The sequence below is a fragment of the Nonomuraea solani genome (genome assembly GCF_900108335.1).
GTDB lineage: Bacteria > Actinomycetota > Actinomycetes > Streptosporangiales > Streptosporangiaceae > Nonomuraea > Nonomuraea solani.
On the sequence record NZ_FNVT01000009.1, the window covers coordinates 335,965 to 361,257 of the forward strand.

At 68.9% G+C, this 25,293-nt stretch carries 20 protein-coding genes and 1 pseudogene; 17 read left to right on the plus strand and 4 right to left on the minus strand.

What is annotated here, in order from left to right; genetic code table 11:
- The first annotated feature begins 691 nt into the window (after nt 1-691).
- The 7 genes from C4V41_RS31140 to C4V41_RS31170 all read left to right on the plus strand — a co-directional run bounded on the left by C4V41_RS31140 (nt 692) and on the right by C4V41_RS31170 (nt 8,474).
- Nucleotides 692-1,978 carry an MFS transporter gene (locus C4V41_RS31140; RefSeq protein ID WP_146103848.1) on the plus strand — a complete coding sequence of 429 codons (1,287 nt, stop codon included), beginning with the start codon at nt 692-694 and terminating at the stop codon, nt 1,976-1,978.
- Nucleotides 1,965-2,846: a class I SAM-dependent methyltransferase gene (locus C4V41_RS31145; RefSeq protein ID WP_103959524.1), complete on the plus strand. Its 882-nt coding sequence runs from the start codon at nt 1,965-1,967 to the stop codon at nt 2,844-2,846. Before C4V41_RS31140 ends, C4V41_RS31145 begins: the two co-directional genes overlap by 14 nt.
- Nucleotides 2,843-3,703: an alpha/beta fold hydrolase gene (locus C4V41_RS31150; RefSeq protein ID WP_103959525.1), complete on the plus strand. Its 861-nt coding sequence runs from the start codon at nt 2,843-2,845 to the stop codon at nt 3,701-3,703. The genes C4V41_RS31145 and C4V41_RS31150 overlap by 4 nt, the downstream gene beginning before the upstream one ends.
- A 143-nt stretch (nt 3,704-3,846) precedes the next feature.
- Nucleotides 3,847-4,605 carry an alpha/beta hydrolase gene (locus C4V41_RS31155; RefSeq protein WP_235030472.1) on the plus strand — a complete coding sequence of 253 codons (759 nt, stop codon included), beginning with the start codon at nt 3,847-3,849 and terminating at the stop codon, nt 4,603-4,605.
- 59 nt (nt 4,606-4,664) lie between these two features.
- Nucleotides 4,665-5,276 (plus strand): (2Fe-2S)-binding protein, encoded by a 612-nt coding sequence (locus C4V41_RS31160; protein ID WP_103959526.1) that lies wholly within the window; start codon nt 4,665-4,667, stop codon nt 5,274-5,276.
- Between the two features lie 13 nt (nt 5,277-5,289).
- Nucleotides 5,290-6,270 carry an FAD binding domain-containing protein gene (locus C4V41_RS31165; protein WP_103959527.1) on the plus strand — a complete coding sequence of 327 codons (981 nt, stop codon included), beginning with the start codon at nt 5,290-5,292 and terminating at the stop codon, nt 6,268-6,270.
- Nucleotides 6,267-8,474, plus strand: a complete 2,208-nt coding sequence (locus C4V41_RS31170; protein ID WP_103959528.1) for a xanthine dehydrogenase family protein molybdopterin-binding subunit — start codon at nt 6,267-6,269, stop codon at nt 8,472-8,474. The genes C4V41_RS31165 and C4V41_RS31170 overlap by 4 nt, the downstream gene beginning before the upstream one ends.
- 276 nt (nt 8,475-8,750) lie before the next feature.
- Here C4V41_RS31170 and C4V41_RS31175 read toward each other — a convergent pair whose 3' ends face one another.
- Nucleotides 8,751-9,503: a TetR/AcrR family transcriptional regulator gene (locus C4V41_RS31175; protein ID WP_103959529.1), complete on the minus strand. Its 753-nt coding sequence runs from the start codon at nt 9,501-9,503 to the stop codon at nt 8,751-8,753.
- A gap of 76 nt (nt 9,504-9,579) precedes the next feature.
- On the opposite strand from C4V41_RS31175, the gene C4V41_RS31180 reads away from it, so the two are divergent.
- From C4V41_RS31180 to C4V41_RS31220, 8 genes are all read left to right on the plus strand, one after another.
- Nucleotides 9,580-10,023 (plus strand): DUF1707 domain-containing protein, encoded by a 444-nt coding sequence (locus tag C4V41_RS31180; protein ID WP_146103849.1) that lies wholly within the window; start codon nt 9,580-9,582, stop codon nt 10,021-10,023.
- Complete coding sequence (locus tag C4V41_RS31185; protein WP_103959531.1) at nt 10,020-10,775, plus strand: ABC transporter ATP-binding protein; 756 nt, start codon at nt 10,020-10,022, stop codon at nt 10,773-10,775. Before C4V41_RS31180 ends, C4V41_RS31185 begins: the two co-directional genes overlap by 4 nt.
- Entirely contained in the window at nt 10,772-13,267 is a 2,496-nt protein-coding gene (locus C4V41_RS31190) for an FtsX-like permease family protein (RefSeq protein WP_103959532.1), read from the plus strand. The genes C4V41_RS31185 and C4V41_RS31190 overlap by 4 nt, the downstream gene beginning before the upstream one ends.
- A 41-nt stretch (nt 13,268-13,308) precedes the next feature.
- The gene (locus tag C4V41_RS31195; protein ID WP_200824343.1) at nt 13,309-14,907 is read left to right on the plus strand and encodes a carboxylesterase/lipase family protein; all 1,599 of its coding nucleotides are present in this window, start codon (nt 13,309-13,311) and stop codon (nt 14,905-14,907) included.
- Nucleotides 14,908-15,385: 478 nt separating this feature from the next.
- The gene (locus C4V41_RS31200; RefSeq protein ID WP_160150460.1) at nt 15,386-16,189 is read left to right on the plus strand and encodes a winged helix-turn-helix domain-containing protein; all 804 of its coding nucleotides are present in this window, start codon (nt 15,386-15,388) and stop codon (nt 16,187-16,189) included.
- Nucleotides 16,190-16,647: 458 nt separating this feature from the next.
- On the plus strand, nt 16,648-17,964 hold the full coding sequence (locus C4V41_RS31205) for an FAD-dependent monooxygenase (RefSeq protein WP_235030473.1): 1,317 nt from the start codon (nt 16,648-16,650) through the stop codon (nt 17,962-17,964).
- A 1,163-nt stretch (nt 17,965-19,127) separates the two neighbouring features.
- The gene (locus tag C4V41_RS31215; RefSeq protein WP_103959535.1) at nt 19,128-20,420 is read left to right on the plus strand and encodes a phospholipase A2; all 1,293 of its coding nucleotides are present in this window, start codon (nt 19,128-19,130) and stop codon (nt 20,418-20,420) included.
- Nucleotides 20,421-20,444: 24 nt separating this feature from the next.
- Nucleotides 20,445-20,951 carry a hypothetical protein gene (locus tag C4V41_RS31220; RefSeq protein ID WP_103959536.1) on the plus strand — a complete coding sequence of 169 codons (507 nt, stop codon included), beginning with the start codon at nt 20,445-20,447 and terminating at the stop codon, nt 20,949-20,951.
- Nucleotides 20,952-21,651: 700 nt separating this feature from the next.
- Here C4V41_RS31220 and C4V41_RS31230 read toward each other — a convergent pair.
- A pseudogene (locus C4V41_RS31230) lies at nt 21,652-22,544 on the minus strand (IS982 family transposase).
- Nucleotides 22,545-22,709: 165 nt separating this feature from the next.
- Here C4V41_RS31230 and C4V41_RS31235 point away from each other — a divergent pair.
- A complete protein-coding gene (locus C4V41_RS31235; RefSeq protein ID WP_146103850.1) occupies nt 22,710-23,120 on the plus strand; it encodes a sulfotransferase family protein in 411 nt (136 codons plus the stop codon).
- A 27-nt stretch (nt 23,121-23,147) separates the two neighbouring features.
- Here C4V41_RS31235 and C4V41_RS62100 read toward each other — a convergent pair whose 3' ends face one another.
- The gene (locus tag C4V41_RS62100; protein ID WP_160150461.1) at nt 23,148-23,294 is read right to left on the minus strand and encodes a hypothetical protein; all 147 of its coding nucleotides are present in this window, start codon (nt 23,292-23,294) and stop codon (nt 23,148-23,150) included.
- A 104-nt stretch (nt 23,295-23,398) separates the two neighbouring features.
- Here C4V41_RS62100 and selD point away from each other — a divergent pair, with 104 nt between their 5' ends.
- On the plus strand, nt 23,399-24,388 hold the full coding sequence (selD, locus tag C4V41_RS31240) for a selenide, water dikinase SelD (RefSeq protein ID WP_235030474.1): 990 nt from the start codon (nt 23,399-23,401) through the stop codon (nt 24,386-24,388).
- 157 nt (nt 24,389-24,545) lie between these two features.
- On the opposite strand, the gene C4V41_RS31245 is transcribed toward selD, so the two are convergent.
- Nucleotides 24,546-25,016 (minus strand): hypothetical protein, encoded by a 471-nt coding sequence (locus C4V41_RS31245; RefSeq protein WP_146103851.1) that lies wholly within the window; start codon nt 25,014-25,016, stop codon nt 24,546-24,548.
- Nucleotides 25,017-25,293: the final 277 nt, after the last annotated feature.

Sequence of the window (25,293 nt, forward strand, 5' to 3'; positions counted from 1 at the left end):
GCGTCGACCCGTCCGGCCCCGGTGCCCGCGGTCGGCCGGGTGGGGCCCGGTGGTCCTTCGCGCAATTGCCGCACCGCAGGACCACGGCGGGCGCGACGCGAGAACTTGCGCATCGCGAATACCGAAGCACAGATAACTTCCTTTTTTCTCCGCGCGCCATACGGAAACCCAGATTATCTGACGCCAAAGAGCCGGGCAAATATTTCAAGAAACACCGAACAATTGGCAGCCGCCCGCGGACTCACGGCCGTGCTAACATCTCCGAATTGTCAGCTCGTTATTGATGTGCGGCCCGACCACAGGCAGGCCATTTGGGTCCGCAGCCGACAGGGAATTGGCATTCGGCCGTCGCATCGCCGTCGCCATGGGGATCGACCGCACCAGAACGCCTCACCCCCGAAGGCATCACACATCTGGCAGGCGAAGAAAGGAGGAAGACATCATGCAGCGTGGCAAAGAGCAGTAATCACGGCAGGCAGTCCGTCTCAGGGCGGGTGTAGCGGATAGCCCGTGTCGTTCTCCAACGGCCACGCCGGCCAATGACACCCAGTTATTGAGGCCGGCACAGCCTTGGCCATCCCATGGCGGCCCGGTCGTGCCCGCCGCGGCCACTGAGCCGCGTAGTCCGCGTCCGGGCCCACTTGAGCACCCACACGGACCAGCGCTCCACCTGCCCCGAAAGGTCATCGTCATGACACTCCCGTTCGACGTTCGAAGGGTGCGGAGGAGAACACTGATCCTCCTCATGGTGAGCCAGGTCGTCGGCAGCGTCGCGGTCGCGCTCACCTTCGCCGTGAGCGGGATATTGGCGGCCGAGTTGGCCGGCTCCTCCGGCGCGGCCGGCCTGGCTCAGGCGGCCCTGATCCTGGGTGCTGGGGCGGCCTCCTACCTGCTGGCCATATTGATGAACAGGAGGGGCAGGCGCGGCGGACTGGCTGCCGGCTACCTGATCGGCGCCATCGGCGCAGGTATGTGTGTCGTGGCCGCGACCACCGAGAGCTTCGCTCTCCTGATTGTCGGCATGGGCGCGCTCGGTGCGTCATCGGCGTCAACGAACAGTTGCCGATACGCGGCCACCGACCTCGCCCCGGAGGACCGCCACGCCACCACGCTGTCGATGGTGGTGTGGGTCGCCACGGTGGGTGCGGTGCTGGGGCCTCTGATGGTCGGCCCGGCCCAGGCCGTGTCCACCTGGCTCGGCCTGCACCCGCTGGCTGGTCCGCTGCTGGTCGACATGACCGGTGCGCTCATCGCGGCACTGGTGATCTTCAGCCTGCTTCGACCCGACCCGCTGATCGTCGCCCGAACTTTGGGACGGCCGGCCGGCCACCAAGCCGAACGCCACCGTGTGCGACCTCAGCCTCATGCCTCCCCGGTCGGCCCGGCTATCGCAGCACTGATGCTCGCCAACGCCACCATGGTGGCCGTCATGGTCATGACGCCGCTGGAAATGCACCACCAAGGCGCAGCCCATACCGCCATCGGCGCTGCCCTCTCAGCCCACTTCCTCGGAATGTACGCGTTCGCCCCCCTGTCCGGCATCCTGTCCGACAGAGCCGGAGTGCCAACGGCATTGGTCACGGGAGGGGCCGTGCTGCTGGTCTCACTCGTGGTGCTGGCCGGCTGGTTCGGGCAGAGCCCGTTCACGCATGGACTGGGCCTCTTCCTGGTCGGCCTCGGCTGGTCGGTGTGCACCGTGGCGGCCTCATCGCACATCGCCGCATGCTCAATGGGTGACACCCGCGTGCAAGGCGGCGCCGACACCGCCATGACAGTCATGGCCGCGGCCGCGGCCGCGGCGGCGGGGCCGCTCATGGCGCTCTGGGGCTTCAGTGGCCTGCTCGTCCTGGCCGCGGTGATGTCAATCGGGATCCCGCTGGCCGCGCACCGGATCCGACCCCACAAGGCACCACTTGCGACGGCGGACCAGATCGCACCTGGCCTGAACTCATCAGGAAGGGACCATGACCGAACCTGAACGCGACGCCCTGGCGGCGCAGCGTAGAGACGGGCCGGACCCGGCGGACGCCTACGACGCCGAACTTCGCGCGCACAACACACGGCTGCGCGCCGCCACAGGTGTCCACGCCGGCGACCGGGTACTCGACATCGGTTGCGGCACCGGGCAAACGACCCGCGAGGCCGCCCGGATCGCCGCGCCCGGGGCCGTGCTCGGCATCGACCTCTCCGCCGCGATGCTGCGGCGTGCCCGCGCACTCACTGCATCCGCACATCTCGACAACGTGACCTACCGGCACGGCGACGCCCAGGTGTACGCCTTCCCCAACGCGCACTACGACCTCGCCATCAGCCGCTTCGGAACGATGTTCTTCCCCGATCCCCTCGCGGCGTTCACCAACATCGCACGGGCGCTGCGCACTGACGCACGCCTGGTGATGCTCGTCTGGCAGAGCCGGGAGCGCAACGAGTGGGCATCGGCCCTTTACGCGGCCCTCGGAACCTCCGCACAAGAATCCAGGCCCCCCGCGACGCTCGATCCGTTCACTCTCGCCGACAAGTCGGCCACCTCGGCCATCCTCGGCCGCTCCGGCTTTCACGACATCACCTTCGGCGACGTCCACGAACCCATGGTCTTCGGCCCTGACAGTGCCTCAGCTTTCGAACACGTGCACGCCTTCCAGAACGTCCAGAACGCCCTTGCAAGCATGAGGCCGCCCGATGCCGCCCAGGCCCGGGCACGACTGCGGCACACCCTCCAGACCCACCACACCAGCGGGGCGGGGGTCGTCTTCGACTCACGCGCATGGCTGATCACCGCCCACCGCACCGACAGCGGCCGGCCCACCGGCACCCGGCCCGCCACGACCAAGAGGAACGCACCATGACCGAGCAGATGATCACCATCGACGGGATAGACCTGTGCTACGAGACGTTCGGCGACCCAGCCGATGCCACCGTGTTGTTGATCGCCGGCGGAGCACAGTCGATGGTCTGGTGGGAAGAGGGGTTCTGTACCCGGCTCGCCGAGGCGGGTCGCCACGTCGTGCGTTACGACCACCGCGACACCGGCCGGTCGGCCAGCTCACCGCCCGGGCGGCCGTCGTACACCGCCCACGATCTGACCACCGACCCGCTGCGAATCCTGGACGCCCTGGGAGTGCGTCGCGCACACCTGGTCGGGCTGTCGAAGGGAGGCGACATCGCCCAGCGCATCGCCCTCGAACACCCCGAACGGGTGATCACCTTGTGCCTGGCCTCAACCAGCCCCGCCGTCCCGGCCGAGCACGATCGTAAGCTCCCACCGCCGAGTCCACAGGTGATGGCCACGTTCACCGACCCCGAACCCGGGCCCGACTGGACCGACCGCGACGCAGTGGTGGTCTATCGGGTCGAGGCCGAACGGCCGTACGCGGGAAGCCTCGGGTTCGACGAGCCGCACTACCGACGGCTCGCCGCCCAGGAGGTCGATCGAACCCGGGACATGGCCGCCTCGATGACCAACCACTTCGTCCTCGACTACGACACCCCGGCCGGCTTCCGGCTCGACCAGATCACCGCCCCCACCCTGGTCCTGCACGGCACCACCGACCCGATGTTCCCCTTCGAGCATGGCCAAGCCCTCGCCGCCGAGATCCCCGGCGCGCGGCTGGTCCCCCTCCCCGGCGCCGGGCATCAACAACCGCCACGCGAACTCTGGGACCTGGCCATCGCGGCAATCGTCGAGCACACCGAAGAAGGCTGAAGCCCATGTTCCTCGCCGAACAACCCGGGCGTCCCGAACCCTGATGGCAGGCGAGGTGACGAGGCCCAGAGCCCTCCACCCCGCACTGAACAAGCCCTGCCCGGCCCAGCCCGGCGAGCCACAAGACAGCGGCATCGCCGTACGTGACGCATGGCCGGGAATGGCGTCCATCACCCTCACCGCGGCAAGAGAGGCAACGAGCCATCAGTACATTCGCGCTCATCCACGGCGCCGGCGTCGGCGGAGGCTGGTTTTGGCACCTCGTAGAAGCCGAACTCCGATCCCTCGGACACACCACTGTCGCCCCCACCCTGTGGACCGGCGACGATACGGCGACCCTGAACGACTACGCCGACACCGTCGTCAACACCATCGACACACAGGATGAGCTTTTCGTTGTCGCCCATTCGTTCGGCGGGTTCACCGCACCCCTGGTCGCCGAACGTCTCCCCACCGCCGGGCTCATCTACGTCACCGCCATGATCCCCCGGCCCGGCGAATCACCGGCCGACTGGTGGAGCAACACCGGACACCCGGAGGCTGTTCGAATCCAGGCCGCCAAAGACGGTGGCCTCACCGGCTCCTCCGACCCATACGTCGGCTACTTCCACGACGTGCCCAAGCACCTGGCCGACCAGGTGTCGAGAAGGGAACCGCCCCCGCCCTCCGACTCCGCCTACTACGAGCCCTGGCCCCTCGACACCTATCCGACCACGCCGACGCGATACATCCTCTGCACCGAGGACCGGCTGTTCCCCGCGGCATTCCAGCGCCGACTCGTACGTGAGCGACTCGGCATCACCCCCGACGAGATCGCGAGCGGCCACTGCCCCGCCCTCAGCCGCCCCACAGAGCTCGCGGCAATGCTCAACACGTTCACACCAGCCCGCAACGAGGCGTGACACCTCGACCGAGCGAACAACATCCGGGGCACCGGCCTATGCCAAGAAGGGAGACCCACATGTCCACTGACGACACACACCACCTTGATGGGCCGTTGCCTCGACACAACGTTCATGGCGGCGACGGAGACCGTGACCGCGGGTATTCTCGCGTTCGGGTCGGCGAGCCCCGCATTCCCGGCCGCACCCAGGCGGGGCCCACCAGCAGGATCGCGCTGAAGGTCAACGGCGTACTCGAGAACATCGAGGTCGACAACCGGACCTCGCTGCTGGATCTGCTGCGCGAACAGTTCGGCCTGACCGGCACCAAGAAGGGCTGTAACGCCGGTGCCTGCGGGGCCTGCACCGTCCTGGTCGACGGGCGGCGGGTCAACTCCTGCCTAACGCTCGCCGTGCGCCTGGAGGGCGCCGAGGTCACCACCATCGAGGGGCTCGCCCCAGGGGGCGAGGACGGTGAGCTGCATCCGCTGCAGCGGGCGTTCGTCGAGCAGGACGCCTTGCAGTGCGGGTTCTGTACGCCTGGGCAGATCATGTCCGGCGTCGGCTGTATCGAGGAAGGGCACACCGGCTCCGCCGAGGAGATCCGCGAGTGGATGAGCGGCAACCTGTGCCGCTGCGGCTGCTACGCGAAGATCGTGCGCGCCATCGAGCAGAGCGCCCAGGGGAAATGAGGCCGGGGCCACCATGTATCCCTTCGACTTCACCAAAGTCTGCGACACCCAAGGCGCACTCGAGGCCGGCCGGCGCGGCGGCCGCTACATCGCCGGCGGCACCACCCTGGTCGACCTGATGCGCGAGACCGTCGAACGCCCCCAGACGCTGGTCGACATCAGCGCGCTGCCGCTGCACGAGGTCACCGTCACCGAGCGCGGGGGCCTGCGCATCGGTGCGCTGGTGCGGATGGCCGAGGCCGCCGCCCACCCCCAGGTGCGCGCCCTCTACCCGGTCATCTCCCAGGCACTGGAACTGAGCGCGTCCGCCCAGTTGCGCAACATGGCCACCATCGGCGGCAACATCATGCAGCGCACCCGGTGCACCTACTTCCGCGACGTGACCGCGGCCTGCAACAAGCGAGAGCCCGGCTCCGGGTGCGCCGCCTCACAAGGTTTCAACCGCGCCCACGCGATCCTGGGCACCTCCGACCAGTGCGTGGCCACGCACCCCTCCGACGTCGCCGTGGCCTTCGCGGCGCTGGAGGCGAGGGTGCACCTGCTCGGCTCGGACGGGGCACGCAGCGTCGCCTTCGCGGACTTCCTGCTGCGGCCGGGCAGCACTCCGAACCGTGAACAGGCCCTGCGGCAGGGCGAGTTGATCACTTCGGTGGAGATTCCTGCCCATCCGCGTCCGCTGAAGTCGGGCTACCTCAAGGTACGCGACCGGCAGTCGTATGAGTTCGCTCTCACCTCCGCGGCCGTCGCCCTGCACCTGCGCGGCGGTGTGATCCACGAGGCGAAGGTCGCCGCCGGCGGCGTGGGCACCGTGCCGTGGAGGCTGCCCGCGGTGGAGCGGCACCTCATCGGCGAACGTCCCTCGCAGGCGCTGTGGACACAGGCCGCGGAACGAGCGGCGCACGGAGCCCGCCCCCTGGAGCACAACCGCTTCAAGATCGAGCTCCTCAAACGCACCGTCGAACGTCAACTGCGCATCGTAGGAGGTACCCCGTGAGTCCGCAGCCGCAGGAAGCCGTCGGGGCGCCCCTCTCCCGGGTGGACGGCCGCCTGAAGGTCACCGGCAAGGCGCTGTACGCCCTCGACCACACCGGCGACCACACCGGCGACACAGCCGTGCACGCGGTCGTCGTCGACAGCGGCATCGGCCGAGGCCGCATGACCGGCATCGACACCCGCGCGGCGCTCGCCCAGCCCGGCGTGCTGAAGGTGATCAGCCATCTCAACGCCCCCGCGCTGCCCTACCAGCCCAACACGCTTTCGCTCAACCCGCCGGGCGAGCGACTGCATGTCTTCCAGGACGACAAGGTCCTCTTCCACGGGCAGCCGGTCGCCGTCGTGGTGGCCACCACGTTGGAGGCCGCCCAGCACGCCGCCGACCTGGTGACGGTGACCTACGACGCCCGGCAGCCCTCCACCGACATGGCCGACGCGCCGGCCGGCGAGCCCCAGACCTACGCCCGCGGCGACGCGGACAAAGCGCTGGAATCCGCCGCCGTGCACATGGAGATGACCTACCGGACCGCCCGCAACCACCACAACGCGATGGAGCCGCACGCCACCATCGCCCGCTGGGACGGCGACCAACTGACCGTCTGGGACAAGACCCAATGGGTGTACGGCACGCAGATGGAACTCGCCACGGTGTTCGGCCTGGCGATGGAGTCGGTGCGCGTCATCTCACCATTCGTCGGCGGCGGGTTCGGCAGCGCGCTGCGGACCTGGCCACACGTCATCATCGCGGCCCTGGCCGCTCGCCAGACCGGGCGCCCGGTCAAACTCGCCCTGACACGCAGGCAGATGTACTTCGGGACGGGCTTCAGGCCCGCCTACGAGTACGCGGTGCGCCTGGGCAGCGACCGGCGCGGGCGCCTGAGCGCGATGATTCACGACGTACGCGCCGAAACGTCGAGCTACGAGACGTTCATGGAGTCCGTCCTCACCCCCGGGCAGATGCTGTACAGCCTGCCCAACGTCCGCCAGACATACCGGACAGTGCCACTGGACGTGAACACCCCGCTGTACATGCGCGGCCCCGGATACACCACCGCCTCCTACGTCATCGAGTCGGCGATGGACGAACTCGCCCACCAACTGGGCATCGACCCGATCGAGTTGCGGCTGCGCAACGAGCCCGACACCGACGAGTCCAGCGGGCTACCGTTCTCCACCCGCAAGCTGCGCGAATGTTACGCCGTCGGCGCCCGCGAATTCGGCTGGAACCGGCGCAACCCCAAGCCGCGCGCCACCTATGACGGCGACTGGCTGATCGGCACCGGCATGGCCGCCGGCGTCTACAACACCGCCCGCAACGAGGCCCAGGCGTCGGTCAGGCTGAACGCCGACGGCACCGCGCTGATCCAGTCCGCGGCCAGTGACATGGGCCCGGGCACCTACACCTCCCAGACCCAGCTCGCCGCCGACGCCCTCGGCCTGACGATGCGCGACGTGACGTTCCGCCTCGGCGACTCCCTCATGCCACCGGCCCCGCCGCACGGCGGCTCCTGGACCATGGCCAGCGTCGGATCGGCCGTCCAGGACGGCTGCGACAAGCTAAGGCGGCAAGCCATCGAACTCGCCGTCAAGGATGCGGAATCGCCACTGCACGGCATCGACCCCGGCGCCGTCGTGGTCCGCGCAGGCCGGCTACAGGTCCACGACGACCCCGCACGCGGCGAGACCTACCAGCAACTCCTGACCCGCAACGAACGCACCCACCTCCGGACACTCGGATCCTTCACCCCGCCCACAGGGCCGGAACGGTTCTCCCTGTACGCCTACAGCGCGACGTTCGCCGAGGTCGCCGTCGACGCCCGACTGGGTCTGGTACGGGTACGGCGGATGCTCGGCGTCTACGACGTGGGCCGCATCATCAACCCCGAACTCGCCGACAGCCAAGCCCTGGGCGGCATGGTCGGCGGTATCGGCCAGGCCCTGCTGGAACACACGGTCACCGACCACCGCGACGGCCGCATCGTCAACGCCAACCTCGCCGACTACCTCGTTCCCGTCAACGCCGACGTTCCCAGCCTGCGGGCGATCTACCTCGACGGCGACGACCGCAACGCCGACCCCATCGGCGTCAAAGGCCTGGGAGAGCTCGTGGCAATCGGCGCGGCGCCGGCCATCGCCAACGCGGTCTTCCACGCCACCGGCCGCCGCGTCCGTGAACTGCCCATCACCGCCGAGGCCCTGCTCTGAGCACAAAGACGCCCCTGACCGTTCAGGGAGAGGGTCGGACACCAGAGGGCTGTCGCCGTGTCACCTCACCCTCGACGACACCGGGCTCGCGGCGGATTACGCCGTCTTCGCTCGGAAATGCCGGTACACCGTCGCGAGTCCGCCCGGTCACGGTCTACCGGGGCCGTGAGGATGGGACGACGTCCTGTGCCGGGAGCGGCCATGCGCGGGCGGTGGCCGCGCATGGCCGATGCGGTAGCGGCAGGGTGGCCGGCTCATGTGCCGTTTCGTCGCAGGTCAGCCGCTGAGGGCGTCGCTCCGCTCGGCGATCAGGGCCTCGATGCCGGCCAGGATTCGTTCCAGCCCGAACTCGACGTCGCTCGGGGGCAGTTCGTCCTCCACGTACGAGGTGTCGGCCATCAGCGCGGCCGCCCTCGGGAAGCCGCGCTCTCTTAGGAGCGGGCGCAGGAAGCCGATCGCCGCCGCCATCGCCGCCGACCCCTCGGAATTGCCGAAGGTGTGGGCCAGGCGTGCGATGCTGCGCGCGTACCCGTCGAGGAGCACCGCGCAGCCGAGCGTGTCCTGGTCGTTCAGGCCGGAGTCGGTCATCCCCTCCATGAAGACCTCTAGCCAGTCGACCAGATGGGGCGTCATGGGAGCTGTCTGGACGGGCAGGTCCAGCAGCCACGGATGGATCCGAAAGCGGTCGATCATGGCGCGCGTCCATCCGGTTGCGGCGGCCCGCCAGGTCGTGGCCTGCCGTACTGATTCCGGGGGCGGGCCCCAGCCGGCTTCGGCGAGCAGGACGAGCAGTTCCTCCTTGGAGCGGACATAGCGGTAGAGGGCGTTGGCGGTGATGCCGAGGCGTGCGGCGATCTTGGGCATCGACAGCCCGGCGAAGCCTTCCTCGTCGGAGACCTCGATCGCGACCTCGACGATCCGTTCCACGCTATGGGCCGGTTTGGGGCCGCGTCGTCGCGTGGCCGATGTGAGCCCCCACGCCAGTGCGATGCCGGGCGGCAGGTCCGCCCGTTCCTTGTCGTCAGCCACAGAACATCACCCTATCGACATCGAAACTGTTCGTGCCTTACACTAATTCATGTTGATCACTACGGGGAGGCTACAAGTGAGTGGCTCGGAAAACGCGGGGATGTTGCTGAGGCGCCTGCTCAGCCCGGAGCGGACGCCTGTGACCCAGGCGGAGCGGCGGGCGGCGGACGGCTGGATCGACCGGGCGAAGTTCGGCGGGAAGATCACCGAAGGACAGGCGGAGGAGCGGCGCGCGCGGCTGGCCACCGCCAAGACGCGCGCGGACCTGCGGGTGGCCCTGACCGGCCTGCCCGGGGCGGAGGCGACGACGCTGCCGCGGCTACTGAGCGTGGTCACGCTCGTGTGGCTGGGGGCGTGCCTCGTGCAGATCGCCGTCTGGCTGATGATCGTCCTGTTCGGCGGCGGGTTCGCCGAGCTGTGGTGGCTGTGGACCGTCGTGGTCGGCGGCGCGGTGGTGGGCGTGCTGTGGTCGCTCGCCGAGGGGCAGTACCGGGCATGGGTGGCAGGGGACCTGCGATGACGACGCCGATTCAGCTTCATGAGGTGCGCAAGTCCTACGGGAGCGGCCCTGCCGCGGTGACGGCGCTGGCCGGGTTGTCCATCGCCTTCCCGGCGGGCAGCTTCACCGCGGTCATGGGGCCGTCCGGTTCGGGCAAGAGCACGCTGTTGCACTGCGCCGCCGGCCTCGACGAGCCCACCTCCGGCACGGTCAGCCTGGTCGGCCGGTCGCTGGCGGGAATGAGCGAGAACGACCTGACGCTTCTTCGCCGCGACCACGTCGCCTTCGTCTTCCAGGCGTTCAACCTCATGCCCGCTCTCACCGTGCGCGAGAACGTCATGCTGCCCGCGTTACTTGCCGGGCGCCGGTCCGACCCGGCCCGTGTGTCGGAGGTCATCCGCCGGGTGGGCCTCGAAGAGCGCGCCACGCACCGCCCCGGCGAGCTGTCCGGGGGACAGCAGCAACGGGTCGCCATCGCCCGGGCGCTGGCGAGCGACGCGTCGGTGCTCTTCGCCGACGAACCGACGGGCGCGCTCGACAGCCACACGGCGGCCGAGGTGCTCACGCTGATCCGTGACCTCGCCGACAAGGGGCAGACGATCGTGATGGTGACCCACGACCCGGTCGCCGCCTCCTACGCCGACAACGTCGTCTTCCTCCTCGACGGCCGATTCGTCGCCGAGATCGCCACGCCCACGGCCGCGGAAGTGGCCGAGCGTCTGGCCCACCTCGGATCCCTGGCGGGCAACAGCGCGTCCCGGGGACAGCGATGATCCGGCTCTCGCTGGCGAGCCTGCGCTCGCGTGCGGCGACCTCTCTCGCGACCTTCGCGGCCGTGCTGCTGGGCTGCTCGATCCTCATCGCCTGTGCCGCCCTCTTCGAGTCGGCCATCCGGCTCGACGCGCCACCGCAGCGGTTGGGCGGGGCCGCCGTCGTCATCACGGGATCGGCGGGATTCCACCTGCCGGACGAGGAGTCGGAGACGGTCCCGTACGCCGAACGGCCGCGCGTCGACGCGGGACTGGCCGCCAAGGTCGCCCAGGTTCCCGGCGTCGGCCGGGCGATCCCGGACGTGTCGTTCCCGGCCGCCGTCGTCGCGGGCGAGCGGCTGCTGGGCCATCCTCTGTCGGGGCATGGCTGGGAGTCCGCCGCGCTTACGCCGTACGTGCTGAGCGGTGGCGAGGAGCCGCGAACAAGCGGTCAGGTGGTGCTCGACGCCACGCTGGCCGAAAGCGCGGGCAAGCGGCCCGGCGACAAGGTCGACATCGTGGTCGGCGGGCAGGCGCGGTCCTTCACCGTGGCCGGTGTCGCGCGGGCATCCCGCCAGGTCGACGCGCCCGCGCTGTTCTTCTCCACCCCTGACGTGCAGCGGTTCTCCCCGGACCCCGGCAAGGCCGACGCGATCGGCGTGATCTCCGCGCCGGGCGTCTCCGCCGCCGAACTGGCGCGGCGGCTTCCCGCCGGCCTGACGATCCTCACCGGGAACGACCGGGGCATGGCAGAGTTCATCGGTATCGCCGCGAGCCGGCTCCCCCTGATCCTGCTGTCGAGCATTTTCGGCGGCCTGGTCATCGTGGTCATGGCCCTGGTGGTGTCGGCGACGATCAGCCTGACCGTACGCGTCCGCCTGCGAGAGCTCGCACTGCTCAGAGCCAGTGGCGCCACCGCGGGACAGGTCCATCGCATGGTGGTGGGCGAAACGATGACCGTGTCCGTGCTCGCAGCCCTCGCCGGGCTCCTGCCGGGCTGGCTGCTCGGGCGACAGCTCTTCTCCCTCAGCGCGCAGCGCGGTCTCGTGCCCCCGGAGCTGCGGTTCCACCCGAGCGTCATCGCGTTCGCCGCCGGAGTCCTCGTCGCCGTGGCGGTGCCCTGGCTGGCCGCGGGCATCACGGCGCTGTCGGCCGCCCGGGTCCGGCCCATCCAGGCGCTGGCCGAGGCCGCGATCCCACCGGTGACGGTCGGGCCGACCCGCAGGCTGCTCGCCCTCGTCCTGGGCGGAGTCACCGTTGTCCTGGCGAGCACGACGATGTTCATGGATCCGGAGACCGCGTCGGCGGTGGGCGGCCCGGCGGTGCTCACCGGGGGCGTCGCCGTCGGCCTGATCGGCCCGGAGCTCCTCAACCGGATCGTCGCCAAGGTGTCCGTCAGGGGTACGGGCGGCATGCTCGCGGTCATCAACACCCGCTCCAGAGCCGTCCAGTTCTCCTCCGTGCTGACACCCCTGACGCTGGCCACGGCCATCGCGCTGAGCAACGTCTACGCGCAGACGACGCACGACGACGCCGCCGTACGCAGTCAGGCCGGGCAGTTCCAGACGGACGCCGTGATCACCTCCCAGATCGGCGGCGTATCGGCCGGCCTCCTGGCCGACGTCCGCACGACGCCGGGGGTCGCGGGCGCCTCCGCTCTGGTGTCGAGCAGGGGCTGGATCGAGAAGCCTTACGACTCTCGCGGCAGCGATCCCGGCACGTTGCTGGGCATCGACGCCGCGGAGTTCCTGACGGCCCCGGTGGTCTCGGGATCCCTGCGCGACCTGAGCGGTGACACCGCCGCCCTGCCCGCGACGCAGGCGGACGATCTCGGGATCAAGCTGGGCGATCGGATCACGCTGCGGCTCGGGGACGGCGCGGCCTCCGAGGTGAAGGTCGTCGCCCTGCTCGACAGCCCGGCCGGCTACGGAGCGGTGGTGCTGCCCGCCGCGCTGCTCGCTCCGCACACGACGGCGGGGCTGCCTTCGGCGATCCTCGTACGCGCCGCCTCGAACCCGGACGCGCTGGCCGCCACGCTCGAACGCGCGACACGCGCCCGGCCCGGCATCGACGTCGGCGACCAGGACGGGCTGTCGGCGATGTTCTCCGCACAACTGGGCGTGCAGGCCTGGATCAGCTACCTGCTCGCCGCGCTGGCCATCGCCTACGCCGCGCTCGCCGCCGTCAACACACTGGCGGTGTCGGTGCTGGCCAGGCGCCGGGAATTCGCCGTGCAGCGCCTGGCCGGCGCGACCCGCCGTCAGGTACGGCGGATGCTGCTCATCGAGGGCGCCCTCGTCGCGACGATCAGCATCGTCCTGGGCGTGGTGATCGCGGCCTTCACCGTCCTTCCCATGGCCGTCGCCGTGGGATCGATCCTGCCGACGGGCCCGGTCTGGGTGCTGCTCGCGGTGATCGCCGCGGTCGTCCTGATCGTGGCACCGGTCACGCTGGCCTCGGCACGGCTGGCCATGCGCCGCGGCCCCATGGACGTGATCAGCTCCCCGGCAGGCTGACCAACCCCTGTGAACCCATCACCCCAAAATGAGGCATCTTCATGAAAATTCTCCGATTTCTGGCGTCCGCGCTCGCCGTCGCTCTCACCGCGACCGCCGCCCCCGCGATGGCCGCGAGCGACCCGGCGGTGGTCCGTACCGAAGCAGGGCAGGTCCGCGGCACGCTCAAGGCCGACCATCGGCTGTTCCAGGGCATTCCGTACGCGGCCCCGCCTGTGGGCGCCCTGAGGTGGGGATCGCCCCGCCCGGCCGCTCCATGGACGGGTGTACGCGAGGCGACGCGGCCGGGCCCGTCCTGCCCTCAGGACCAGGATTTCATCGGCGACAAGCCGAGCGTCATCGAGGACTGCCTGTACCTCAATGTGACCACCCCCCGGCACATCACCGGAAGGCTGCCGGTCATGGTGTGGATCCACGGCGGTGGTTTCCTGGGCGGCTCCGGAGCCATCTACGGCGCGCAACGACTGGCCACCCAGGGCGAGGTCATCGTGGTGACGTTCAACTACCGGCTGGGCGCGCTCGGCTTCCTGGCGCACCCCGCGCTCAACGGCGGCGCGGCACGACACGGATCGGGCAACTTCGGCATCGAGGACCAGCAGGCCGTCCTGCGATGGGTACGGGCGAACGCGGCCGGATTCGGCGGCGACCCGAACAACATAACGATCTTCGGTGAGTCGGCGGGCGGAATGTCCAGCTGCGCACACCTGACGGCGCCCAGCTCACGCGGACTCTTCGACCGCGTCATCATGATGAGCGGCCCGTGCACCCTGCGCTGGCCCTGGGCCGCGGGCCCGGCGGGCCCGCAGGCGGAGACCTGGCGGCCCAAGCCGCGGGCGCAGGCGCAGAGGCAGGCCATCGAGATCGCCACCGCGGCCGGGTGCGGCGACCCGCGCACCGCGGCCGCCTGCCTGCGCGCCAAGCCGGTGCCCGCGCTGCTGAAAGCGGTCGGCCCGCACGGGCTCGCCCCGGCCTACGGCGGTGGCGGCGTACTGCCGGACGATCCGGTACGCCGGCTGAAATCCGGACAGTTCGCCCGGGTTCCCGTCATGCACGGCATCACCCGTGACGAGCACGTCACCTTCCAGGTCGGCTTCGACGCCGAGGCGGGACCGCTCACCGCCAAGGACTACCCGGCGGTGCTCGGCACGTTCCTCGGGCTGAACGAGAAGCAGACCGCCAAAGTGATCCGCCGCTACCCACTGAGCGACTACCGGGGCTCGACGAGCTGGGCGATGGCCGGCACACTGACCGACTGGGCCTGGGCCTGCCCCGCCGCCGAGACGAACGACCTGCTCAGCCGGCACGTGCCGACCTACGCCTACGAGTTCGCCGACCGCGGCGCGCCGTGGTTCAAGGAGGCGCCGCCGCAGGACTATCCCACCGGCGCCTATCACGCCGGCGAACTCCAGTACCTGTTCTCCGGCGCGTACGCGGGCCACGCCCTCTCCCCGGAACAGCGGCAACTATCGGACCAGATGATCGGCTACTGGACCCGCTTCGCCCACTCCGGCGATCCCGGCTGGGCGAAGTACCGGCCGGCCGACGGACAGGTGCTGGCGCTCGCCCCCGGCCAGGAGGGCATCAAGAACACCGACCTCGCCCGCGAGCACCGCTGCGACTTCTGGAAATCCGTCGGGTGAAGAAGGCAAGGAGGACGAGTGCACGTGGCCTGGCCGGGCGGCGCCGCTGAGACGGTCACCCAGGTTCCCGTGCGCTGCGCCCTCCGGGCTGGGCTCTGACCGGCAGCGGGGCCATCTGCCACGAGATCCGCGACCTCGTCCAGGGCTGGACGATGCGGTCGAGGCCGGATCCCGCCAGGGTCCGGCGACGGCGATGGGCCGGTGCGCCACGCCGGATATCTGAACTACTCGAACACGTCCTGGGCACGCATGTGTCTTCGACGTACTCCATGCGACGAACGCGATCGTTGTGAGGTGTGGGATGCGGACGAGCTTGGTGATCGGGCGGCTTGATCGAGTGCCCGTGTCGGTGACCTTGTCACCTGCCCTGTCGATGCTGGCGTTGATCACCGATGCGCTGTCAGGCCGATCCAGGGGCGCTCCGGAGCGCTGGAGACGACTCGTGCGATCGGCTGCCAGAGCACAGCGGACCATGGTGGTGAGGTCGTTGGCCGCGCCCGGGTTCAGCGTGCTGCCCGATGTGGTGCTGCCGGGGGATTACACCAAGGACCTGGATGTACCGACGCAGGTGGCGATGCTGCGCGACCTGTCGGCGGAGACCTTGCTGACAGAGCTGGAGATGATCACCCACGGCCGCCCGGCGCCACACTGGCAGGGCGCGGTGGACGACCCGAAACGCTGGCTTCACGAGTACGCCACGCTCCTGGAGAGTGTCTGGTCGGCGATGAACCCCGTGTGGAAGCGATATCGGCCATTGATGGATCGTGAGGTCGAGCGGGTGGCGGTGGCCGCCGCGCGAAGATCGCTGCACGTCGTGCTCGACGACCTGCACACGGATTGCCGCTTTGATCAGGGTACGCTCAGCTTCCCCGATTTCGAGCCCGAAAGGTTCGCGATCGAGTCGCGCGGGCTGGTGCTGATGCCGATGCTCGCCGGCCCCAACGCGTTCATAACTCGCCTGGACGGCCCGGACGCCGTGTGGGCCGGCTACCCCCTGCCCGGCCTGGCCGATGGTCGCGCCTCCGCGGCGGCCGGGCGGCACGACGGCGACGGCCTCGCGTTCGTCACGGGGGCCGTGCGCTCGGACATCTTGCTCAGTCTGAAGCGGCCCATGACCATGGGCGCGCTGGCCCGGGGCCTCCAGTACGCGCCCAACACGGTGACCTACCACTGCGACCGGCTGGAGTCCGCCGGGCTCATCGTGCGCCGGCGGCAGGGACGGGAGATCTACGTGGAACGCACGCCGCGCGCCGCCATTCTGGTGGAGCTTTTCGCCACCTGATCGGTCTTACCTCCAAAGGGAATTCCAGTCCAGCGGATGCGAAGTCAGGCGAACGGGTCGCAGGCGTGGCCCGACCGGCGACAGCGCGCAGGACAGAAGTGACGGAATGCTCGCGGTCCGGGGAAACCAGCCCGGTTCTGACCGTTGCACGTCGTGAGCGTGCACCGAGCAAGCACGGTTCCCATGGATGTGTCGTCGGCCGAACCGTCAGGCAGCGGGTTCCTCCTGGAAGGCACGTGGATCATGACGCCGACCTGAGTGGGCAGCGCCCCATCGCTGATCGCGGCCATGCGGGCCTTGGTGGTCAGCACCACGACACCACCGGCGGCGATGTAGCGCCACCCTGCCCGCGAAGGGAACCGCCGACAGCACCACACCGCGCTCCGCCAACTCGCCATGGGATGTCTTTTCAGTGACCTCCGGCCCGAACCGCCCGTACGGCTTTGACCGAAGGCGGCGTGGCCCGCTGCACCACGCTCGCGGACGAGTGGCAGTGGATCATCACCGAGCATTTCCCCAGGGCGCTGCCCGAGCTGACAGCGGCCGAGTTCTGCATGGCCGACCAGAGCTCGGTCGAGCCGATCCTGGCTGCGGCCGCTCGCGACCGCGGCGCTGAGCTCCTGTTCAACACCCAGTGCACCGCCATCGCCCCCGACGCCGACGGCGTCACGGTAGAAGCGGAGGACCGCGCCACCGGAGAGCGGCACACGTTCAGAGCCCGCTACGTGATCGCCGCCGACGGCTACAGCGGCACGATCAGGGAACGGCTCGGTATCCCCCGCGGCGGCTTCCGTCGCCTGCGCGACAACATCTCCTTCGTCATCCGCGCCGATCTGTCCGACATCATCACCAAGCAAGCACTGTTCTGGATCATCGGCGGCCCCGGCACCGCAGCCTCAGGCGGGTTCATTTCCCATGCCCTGCCGAATCACTGGGGTGTGGCCCTGAGCTACGACCCCGCCGAGGAGTCGCCCGCCGATTTCTCCGACGAGCGCTGCGCCGCCGCAGCCAAAGCCCTCATCGGGCGCGACGTGCCGGTGGAGATCGTCAGCAAGGCGGCGTGGACGGAGTCGGTGGGCGTCGCCGGCCGGTTCCGCGACAGCCGTGTGTTCCTCATCGGCGACGCCGCCCACGTGTGGCCGCCCGCAGGCGCCATGGGCGCGAACTCCGCGGTGCAGGACGCGCACAACCTGGTGTGGAAGCTCGCCGCCGTGCTCGCGGGCCGAGCCTCCGACGCACTGCTCGACACCTACGAGGCCGAGCGTCGTCCCGTCGCGCTGGAACTGGCCGACCTGACCGTACGCAGCCAGGCGGCTAGGCTGAGCTCCCCTCCCGAGCATGATCCGATGGACGCGATCCTGTGCATCCTGGGCCAGCGATACCGGTCCACGGCGACGCTCGGGGCGGAGCACGAGACGGTGTTCGGCGACACCGTGGAGCAGCCCGCTCAGCCCGGGGTCCGAGCCCCGCACCTATGGCTCGACCTGGACGGGCGTCGGATCGGCGTGCACGACCTGTTCCACGACTCCTTCGTCCTGCTGTGCGGGCCCGCAAGCGGCGAGGCCTGGGCGAGAGCAGCGGACAAGGTCGAGGGCCTGCGCGCGTACCGCGTCGGCGCGGACCTGATCGACCTCGAGAACGCCTGGCGGGAGCGCTACGGCGACGCCGCCGCGATCCTGGTCCGTCCGGACGGCTACGTGGCCTGGCGCACCGAGGGCGCTGCGGCCGACCCTGGGGCTCAGCTCGCCGACGCCCTCCACCGCGTCCTCCACTGACGCCCTACGAGACTGCACGGATCGTCGGCCGGGCTCGTCGCGTAGCGCCGGAGGGACGACCAGCCAGCCGAGCCGCAGCCCGGGGGCCAGGCTCTTGGACAGGCTACCGGCGTGGACGACATGATCGGGTGCGACCCCTTGGAGGGCGCCGGCGGGACCTGGATTCGAGTCCCACCCGCCCGTTCGGCCCAGGGTTTCTCGGTTTCCGCCAGCCTCTGTTCCCGTTTGATCATGCCTGGTTGCAAGGCCGACAATCGGATTAAGCACTCGGCCCCGCACCGACCGTCTTCCCACGGCGACTACGGCGCCGCCGCCCTCGCCGCAGAGTACGGGGCAGCGAATTGGATCATGGCTTGTGCAGGGCTGGTGCATCCGAGCACACACGGAGCGCACAGCCGCTGGATAAGAATCCCCAGAACGCATCCAATCCCCCGCTCTCGCAGGTCAAGACCATGATCACAGCACGCCCTGCAGAATTCCAGTCTCCAACAATCGGATTAGAAGCAAGATCTTTTAGTGTCGCGCGGTGCCGCCTGGTGGTGGTTCGTGCCGCCTCCACACATTTTGCGTGTCAGGCACTGCCGGGCACTAACGACACGTGACGGGGCGCGCGAGCACTCGCCGAGCACGGCGACATCCCGGACCATGGCCGCTACGACGTTCCCCACCATCGAACCGTACAGCGCGCCTCGCCGACGGCCCCACTTGCCGCGGCGCCCAGCATTTTGCGCTCGTCGAGGTGCTCTCCACGCCAGACCCGCAGGACCTCGATCGCTGATCAACTTGCGCACACGGAGCCCGATCCACCTAAAGACACGAGCCGTGGGCCGGGGCATGCAGTTTCATCGAGAGGCAGGTCCGCCTAGACAGCAGACGTCGTCGACGGACACGTCGGGACTCGCGTGGCCAGGCTGTACACAGCCGACTCTCATCACGCACGCAGTCGCAGTTGCCGATCACGATGGAGGCAGGATTTTGCCGTGCTACGTGGATACCGTTCCGGCATGGAGCGGAGACACCGCTCACTGCAACCACGCGTGAACGCATAGGGTAATCAAGTGATTGCGCTAAGCCCCTTAATCGTTCCCCTGCTTCCCTTCGGCGGCCTGGCCCAGGCCGCACCCACACCGCCGGGATACGCAGATCCAGCCACGGGAAGCTGGTTGACCAGTGCCATCGACCTGTCCGAGGACGGCCTGCTGGTTAGTCGCAACCACAGCACCGGTCGACGCGGAGACCCCGTCCGTACCAACGAGCGCGTCCTGGGACCCGGCTGGCAACTGCAGCCGCTAGGCGGCATGCTGGGCAGCCGATTGCATGACCACAGCGACCACGGTTATATGGACATCGAGCTCAACTCGGGCGCCGAGTCTCACCGCTATCTCGCCGATCCGTCCCGGCCCAGCACCTTCGTCTACTCCAGCGGCATCATGGTGAGAAACGGCGACGGCACCTTCACGCACACCGACGAGACCGGCCTGGTCATCACCTGGGCCCAAGTGCGCGGCCAATTCCTCCCGGTCGCGGTGGGCCTGGCAGACGGCGACTTCCAGAGCGTCACCTACGACGCACACGGCCGAGTACATCGCCTGATCTCCCCCGCCACTCCCGGGGCGGACTGCCGGAAACCCGACTCGGCGTTGTGCTCCACGGCGACCTTGATCTACGCCCACAGAACCACCGCGACACCGTCCACCATCGGCGAGGTGAGCGGGCTGCTCGCTTCAATCGACTACGACGCCGCCGGAGACACACCACCAATGACCGCGATCACCTATCGCTATGACGCCCTTGAACACTTGCGCCAGGTCCGCGATTTGCGTCGGCCAGGCGCGGCCGGTGATCCGGGGCGTCGGTTCGCATACACCTACTCCGGAAGCGGCGACATCACGAAGATGACCACGGCGGAGGAGGGATCATGGCACCTCACCTACTCCTCTCCCGGCACTTTGGCGAACGCGGCACGGCATACCATGAGGCTCGGCGCCCGAGCCTGCCCCTCCCCCTACGCCGCCGATTACATGCTCCGAGGCATGTGCAAGACCAACGTCGACGTTCGACAGGGCGCGAGCAAGGTCATGCGGACCCCGTTCTGGAAGGGGACGTTGACCGGCGGATCGGTGATGGGCATCACCAACGACGGCTGCAGCGCGCCCATCGTCGGCAACAAGCCCACCTACTGGCTGGACTTCCGCGCCGCATGCGACTCTCACGACTACGGTTACGGCCTGATCCGCAACAGACTGAACGGCGAGCAGAACGGCCTGGTCCGCTCCCAGCGCACCCACGTCGACGCTGTCTTCCTGGCCATCATGAAGGAACGCATCTGCGCCGGCATCACCGGCACGGTCGCCGACCCCTTCCGCGGCACCCAGTCGTCTAAACGGTCCATCTGCCTGAGCTACGCCAACACCTTCTACAAGGCCGTTCGAGCCAAGGGCGATGGCGCACTGTAAGCCACCACCTCATGAAGAGGACACATGATCCACCTCCTTAACCACGGCCCGACATCGACTCGCGGCCCGGTGGCACTCACGATCACCTCATACGTGGCCGCCGTCGCCCTCCTGACCTGGGCGACGATCAACGGCCAACTGGGGGGCTACCTGTACGGCTGGATCCTGATGACGGTGCTGGCCTTCCCGGCCTCGCTGCTCAACCTGCTCCTCGACGGCCCACTCAGGCATGCCCTCATCGGCCAGACCTCCGGCGACGAGATCTCCCCTTGGAGCTACCTCATCTTCGCCTGGCCCGGCCTGCTCATGGCACTCATACTGGCCTGGAGCCTGACCACGCACCGGCCCCATCGCGTCACTTCCATCGCAAGCTGGTCCCTCACCACGGTGGCCTTCCTGGCCGGCATCGTGATCACTTTCGACCAGTGGGCCCCCCGCCGCCCCTACGGCTGGCCGTTCGTCCTCTGCGGGACAGGCATGGCCATCGGCCTGCTTCTGACCCGGCGAGCCGAAAAGCGAACAGGCCAGTGAGAGCACCAGCGACAAGTAAACGCGGAGTGCCGCCTGTGCGTGCAGCGGTGACGCTGAGCGTGCTACGGAAGACGCTTTACGCGGTTTCGGAACAGCACGAAAATCGGCGGCCACGGCGATGTTCCCTCCGCTGGTGACGGCAGGCGTCGCTGTTCAGAATCCGCCGTCCACCCTCGCTCACGAAAGGATCAGACACCCCGCGGGCTGCCCATCCTCAAAATATGGCGGTGGGGCGGGCCAAGAAAGAAGCACTCGACCACCGGCAAGACGACCGAGATCCCCTCACGCCGTACGGAGAGCTCCGCCCTGTGGGCCAACCCGACGGCAAGTCGCTGCACGCCGAGCTCACGACCGCGCACCAAGCACGCTGGCGGCCCGTCCACCCCTGCCATGCTCTCCTGATGACCGGAACTCGCGCACGCCAAACGACGCCCTCACAGGGCATGACCTGGGCCATGTAATTATCGGCAAGCGCAGGTGTGAGCGCCACAGAGAAGATTGCGCCTGCACCCCCAGCCGATCCAGCCTGTACCGGGTCAAACGCAGCCACGATGGCTCTGACCCGAAGCTTGATGGGACCCGTCCCTGCCGACAAGATCGCGCCTTGTGATTGTCCGCCTGCTCTATCCGCTGGTCGACAAGAGCATCCGGTCCTGCTTCCGCATCCCGTTCCTGCGCTAGACGAGTAGATCCGATGTGATCAGTGGTCGAAGGCGATCAGTGAGCGAGTGATGGGTGCGCCTGTCTGGTTGTTGTGCCAGATTCCGGCGGCCATCGCCAGGATGCGCTGGGCCACCCGTATTGCGACGCCCTCGAAGGTACGCCCGCCGTGTTGTTCCAGGTCGAGCTGGCCTTTGAGGGTGTCGTTGACCGACTCGATGAGCTGGCGGACCTTCTTGAGCATCGGCTCGCCGAATCGGCGTTTCTCGCGTTTGAACGAAGGTCGCAGCAACTCGATGCCCAGCCCGGCGAGCTCCTGCTCGAACGCTTTGGAGGCGAAGCCCTTGTCGGAGATGAGCAAGATACCTCGCGCTGGGCGATCAGGTCGGCGTCGACCTCGAGCATCGCGGCCAGGACCTCACGCTCGTCGAGCTTGGGAGTGGCCAGTGCCCACAAGATCGGCATGCCGGTCGGGGTGCACACCAGATACAGGCGCAGGCCCCAGAAGAATCGGGAGTGCGAAGCACAGTAGCCGTAGCCGGCCCAGCCTGCCAGGTTCGACCGCTGGACGGTGGGGCGCGACATGCCGCACGGCACCGGCGTGGAGTCGACGATCCACACCGTGTCGGTCCAAAAGTCGCTGTCCTGGGCCAGCTCCCGGATCAGGCGCTTGACCAGCGGAAGCGCCGCGCGCAGTCGCTTGTTGTAGCCCGCGCGCTGGGGCAGGTACGGGAACATGCCGGACAGGTGCTTGTGCGCGTAGCGCAGCCAGCGGGCCTCGGAGTGGTAACCGAGCAGTGCCTGCGCCACCGCCAGGCAGACCAGTTCGGAGTCGCTGAGCAAGGGTGGGCGACCCAGCCACCGCGTTCCTCCGATCTCGTCGTCGATCTTCACGTACAGTGCGGTCAAGAGGGTGTCCAGGTCGGTCGTCACAAACTGATCTTGGACACCCTCACCTCTTTGGCAGGGCGAAACTTCGGATCTACTCGTCTAGATCTTCCCCGACGCCAAGTACGTCTTCGTCGTCCGCGACCCCCGCTCCAGCATCGGCTCCCTGATGGACGCCTGGCTGAACCCCGCATGTTCTTCTCCTGCCGGATGCCGGTCCCGCTGCGGATCGAGGGCTACTCCGACACCTTCCCCTGGGGCAAGGAGTGGTGGAACCTCAGCCTGCCGCCCGGCTGGCAGGACTGGGTGGACCTGCCGCTCGCCGAGGTCTGCGCGCGCATCTGGCTCAGCAACAACCAGGCGGTGCTGCGCGCGGCGCGCGAGCTGGCCGGGGACGGGGTGCTCGTACGGTACGAGGACGTCAAGGCCGATCCCGCCGCCACGCTCGAACGGGTGGCGCAGGCCGTCGAGCTGCCCTTCGCCGACGCCTGGCACGCCAGGGAGCTGCCCGTCGTGATGACCCAGACGCGGCCCGACCCGGACAAGTGGCTGAGGCACGAGCGCGAGATCCACCGGGTCCTGCCCGTGGTGCGCGACCTGGCAGAACAGCTCGGCTACTGAAGCTCCGCTCACCGAGGCCTTCCGGCGTTACTGCGGCTCCCACAGCCAGGTCGGCGTCCAGCAGTAGCGGCCCGCGAGACGGTAGCCGAGGGGCGCGAGCACCTCGCGGACGCGTTCCCGCTGCTCGTCCGAGGCCGCCTCGACGGCGACGAGCGGCCTGTCGCGGGTGAGCACGCCCAGCCCGGAGCGCTAGCCTGGGTCGTTCAGCAGGTCGTCGGTGCGAGGAATCGACCGCAGAGAATCCACCATAGCGGCCATTATCTCCCTAAAATATGATCATGAAGAGGCTCACGCAATACGCCCAGGGCGGCGGCTGCGCCTGCAAGATCCCCGCAGCCGACCTGGAATCGCTGCTGGCCAACGCGAAGATGCCACTCCCCCAGAATCCCGAAGCAGAGCTCCTGGTGGGTCTCGAAACCGGCGACGACGCCGCCGCGGTGCGCACGCACGACGGATCCGCGATCATCAGCACCGCCGACTTCTTCACCCCGGTGGTCGACGACCCCTTCGACTGGGGCCGCATCGCCGCCGCCAACGCTCTATCCGACGTCTACGCCATGGGCGGGCGCCCCCTGGTCGCACTCAACCTCCTGTGCTGGCCACCCGACCAGTTGCCCTACGATCTGGCCTCTGAGGTACTGCGAGGCGGCGCGGACGTGGTCGCGCTGGCCGGCTGCCACCTGGCCGGCGGGCACAGCGTCATCGACGCCGAACCCAAATACGGTCTGGCCGTCACCGGCGTCGCCGACCCCGACCGGCTCCTCCGCAACAACGCAGGCCGCCCAGGCCAGCCCCTGTCCCTGACCAAGCCACTTGGCCTGGGCGTCCTCAACAACCGGCACAAGCGCACCGGCGAGGTGTTCCCGCACGCCGTGGAAACCATGACACAGCTCAACGCGGCCGCCTCCCGCGCCGCCCTGGCCGCCGGAATCCAGTGCGCCACCGACATCACGGGCTTCGGCCTGCTAGGCCACCTGCACAAACTCGCCCGCGCCTCCGGCGTGACCGCCGTGATCCAGGCGTCTGCCGTTCCCATCCTGGACGGCGCGGCGCAGGCCGTGCAGGAGGGTTTCGTCCCCGGCGGCTCCCGCCGCAACCTCGACTGGATCACCCCGCACCTCGACCCCCGCGACACTCCGGAGGAGACGCTGCTGCTGGCCGACGCGCAAACTTCGGGAGGCTTGCTCACCGCCGGCGAGATCCCGGGCGCTCCCGTGATCGGCGAGCTGATCCCTTATACGGGGCACACCATCATCGTTCAGCGATAGGCAGAGGTTGTGGCTGTTTGATCGGGTAACCATCCTCTGCCTTATGAGGTTGGCGGATAAGAGTCACCGCACGCTTGGGCATCTGCCCTACTGCCTGGAGACCTCCGCCGGCACACCGAGCAGGGTGATCTATCGCACCGACGGCCGCGCATGCGACCTACAGGTGACATCTGGCGGTTGCGGAGGGCTTCTTCGGCAGGCCGAGGGTGTGGAGGGTGCTCTTCACGTACGACGGTGCGCGGAGCCATCCGTGCTGGACCGCACCGCTCTGACGGGGCGTGCGGACCACCGGGCCACGCTTGGCGTAGGGGTAGACGTATTGGGTCAGCACCAGGGTGTCGCCGGGCGGGCCGTACCACTCCAGGCGATAGCAGGGACCGAGCCTGCCCATCGGGCGCGCGCCGAATGCTTGGGGCAGGCCCCGGTAGAGCGCTGCGTGCGCGGCGGTGCCAGTGCGCAGGCTATTGAGACGGTTGTCCATGGCCTGGCCGCCGGGCTTGACCACGATCGGCGTGGACAGGCCGGGGCCGGTGAGCTCACCGTGGGAGATGGCCTTGGCCTGGGCGGGCGCGGCCATCAGGACGGTCAGCAGGGTCACCGGTACGGTGAGGGTGAGAAGTCTTCTCATGACCGCTCTGCCTTCTGTGAAGACGAGAGGCTCCGAGCAGGTGCGCCGCTCGCAGCCGTACCACACGCAACACCAGCCGCAGCGCGGCCGCGCGCCTGCCGGGTGCCACCAGCCTGCCCGCTCGCCAGAGCAAGCGGAAGCCCGTCAGCGGCCGGTCTTCATAAAGCGCCAGCGGGCGGGCGCACGGACGGCGGCCCGCCAGCACGGGGAACTCCTCGGCCAGGTGCGGGTCGCGGCACGAACGCACCACGACCGTCACGGCCAGCACGCCGCCGAG

Bases quoted from the DNA above. Each gene is read 5' to 3' on its own strand.
- C4V41_RS31160 (WP_103959526.1), top strand. From the start codon at position 4,665: ATGTCCACTGACGACACACACCACCTTGATGGGCCGTTGCCTCGACAC.
- C4V41_RS31185 (WP_103959531.1), top strand. From the start codon at position 10,020: ATGACGACGCCGATTCAGCTTCATGAGGTGCGCAAGTCCTACGGGAGC.
- C4V41_RS31145 (WP_103959524.1), top strand. From the start codon at position 1,965: ATGACCGAACCTGAACGCGACGCCCTGGCGGCGCAGCGTAGAGACGGG.
- selD (WP_235030474.1), top strand. From the start codon at position 23,399: ATGAAGAGGCTCACGCAATACGCCCAGGGCGGCGGCTGCGCCTGCAAG.
- C4V41_RS31140 (WP_146103848.1), top strand. From the start codon at position 692: ATGACACTCCCGTTCGACGTTCGAAGGGTGCGGAGGAGAACACTGATC.
- C4V41_RS31245 (WP_146103851.1), bottom strand. From the start codon at position 25,016: ATGAGAAGACTTCTCACCCTCACCGTACCGGTGACCCTGCTGACCGTC.
- C4V41_RS31195 (WP_200824343.1), top strand. From the start codon at position 13,309: ATGAAAATTCTCCGATTTCTGGCGTCCGCGCTCGCCGTCGCTCTCACC.
- C4V41_RS31220 (WP_103959536.1), top strand. From the start codon at position 20,445: ATGATCCACCTCCTTAACCACGGCCCGACATCGACTCGCGGCCCGGTG.
- C4V41_RS31150 (WP_103959525.1), top strand. From the start codon at position 2,843: ATGACCGAGCAGATGATCACCATCGACGGGATAGACCTGTGCTACGAG.
- C4V41_RS31165 (WP_103959527.1), top strand. From the start codon at position 5,290: ATGTATCCCTTCGACTTCACCAAAGTCTGCGACACCCAAGGCGCACTC.
- C4V41_RS31235 (WP_146103850.1), top strand. From the start codon at position 22,710: ATGCCGGTCCCGCTGCGGATCGAGGGCTACTCCGACACCTTCCCCTGG.
- C4V41_RS31190 (WP_103959532.1), top strand. From the start codon at position 10,772: ATGATCCGGCTCTCGCTGGCGAGCCTGCGCTCGCGTGCGGCGACCTCT.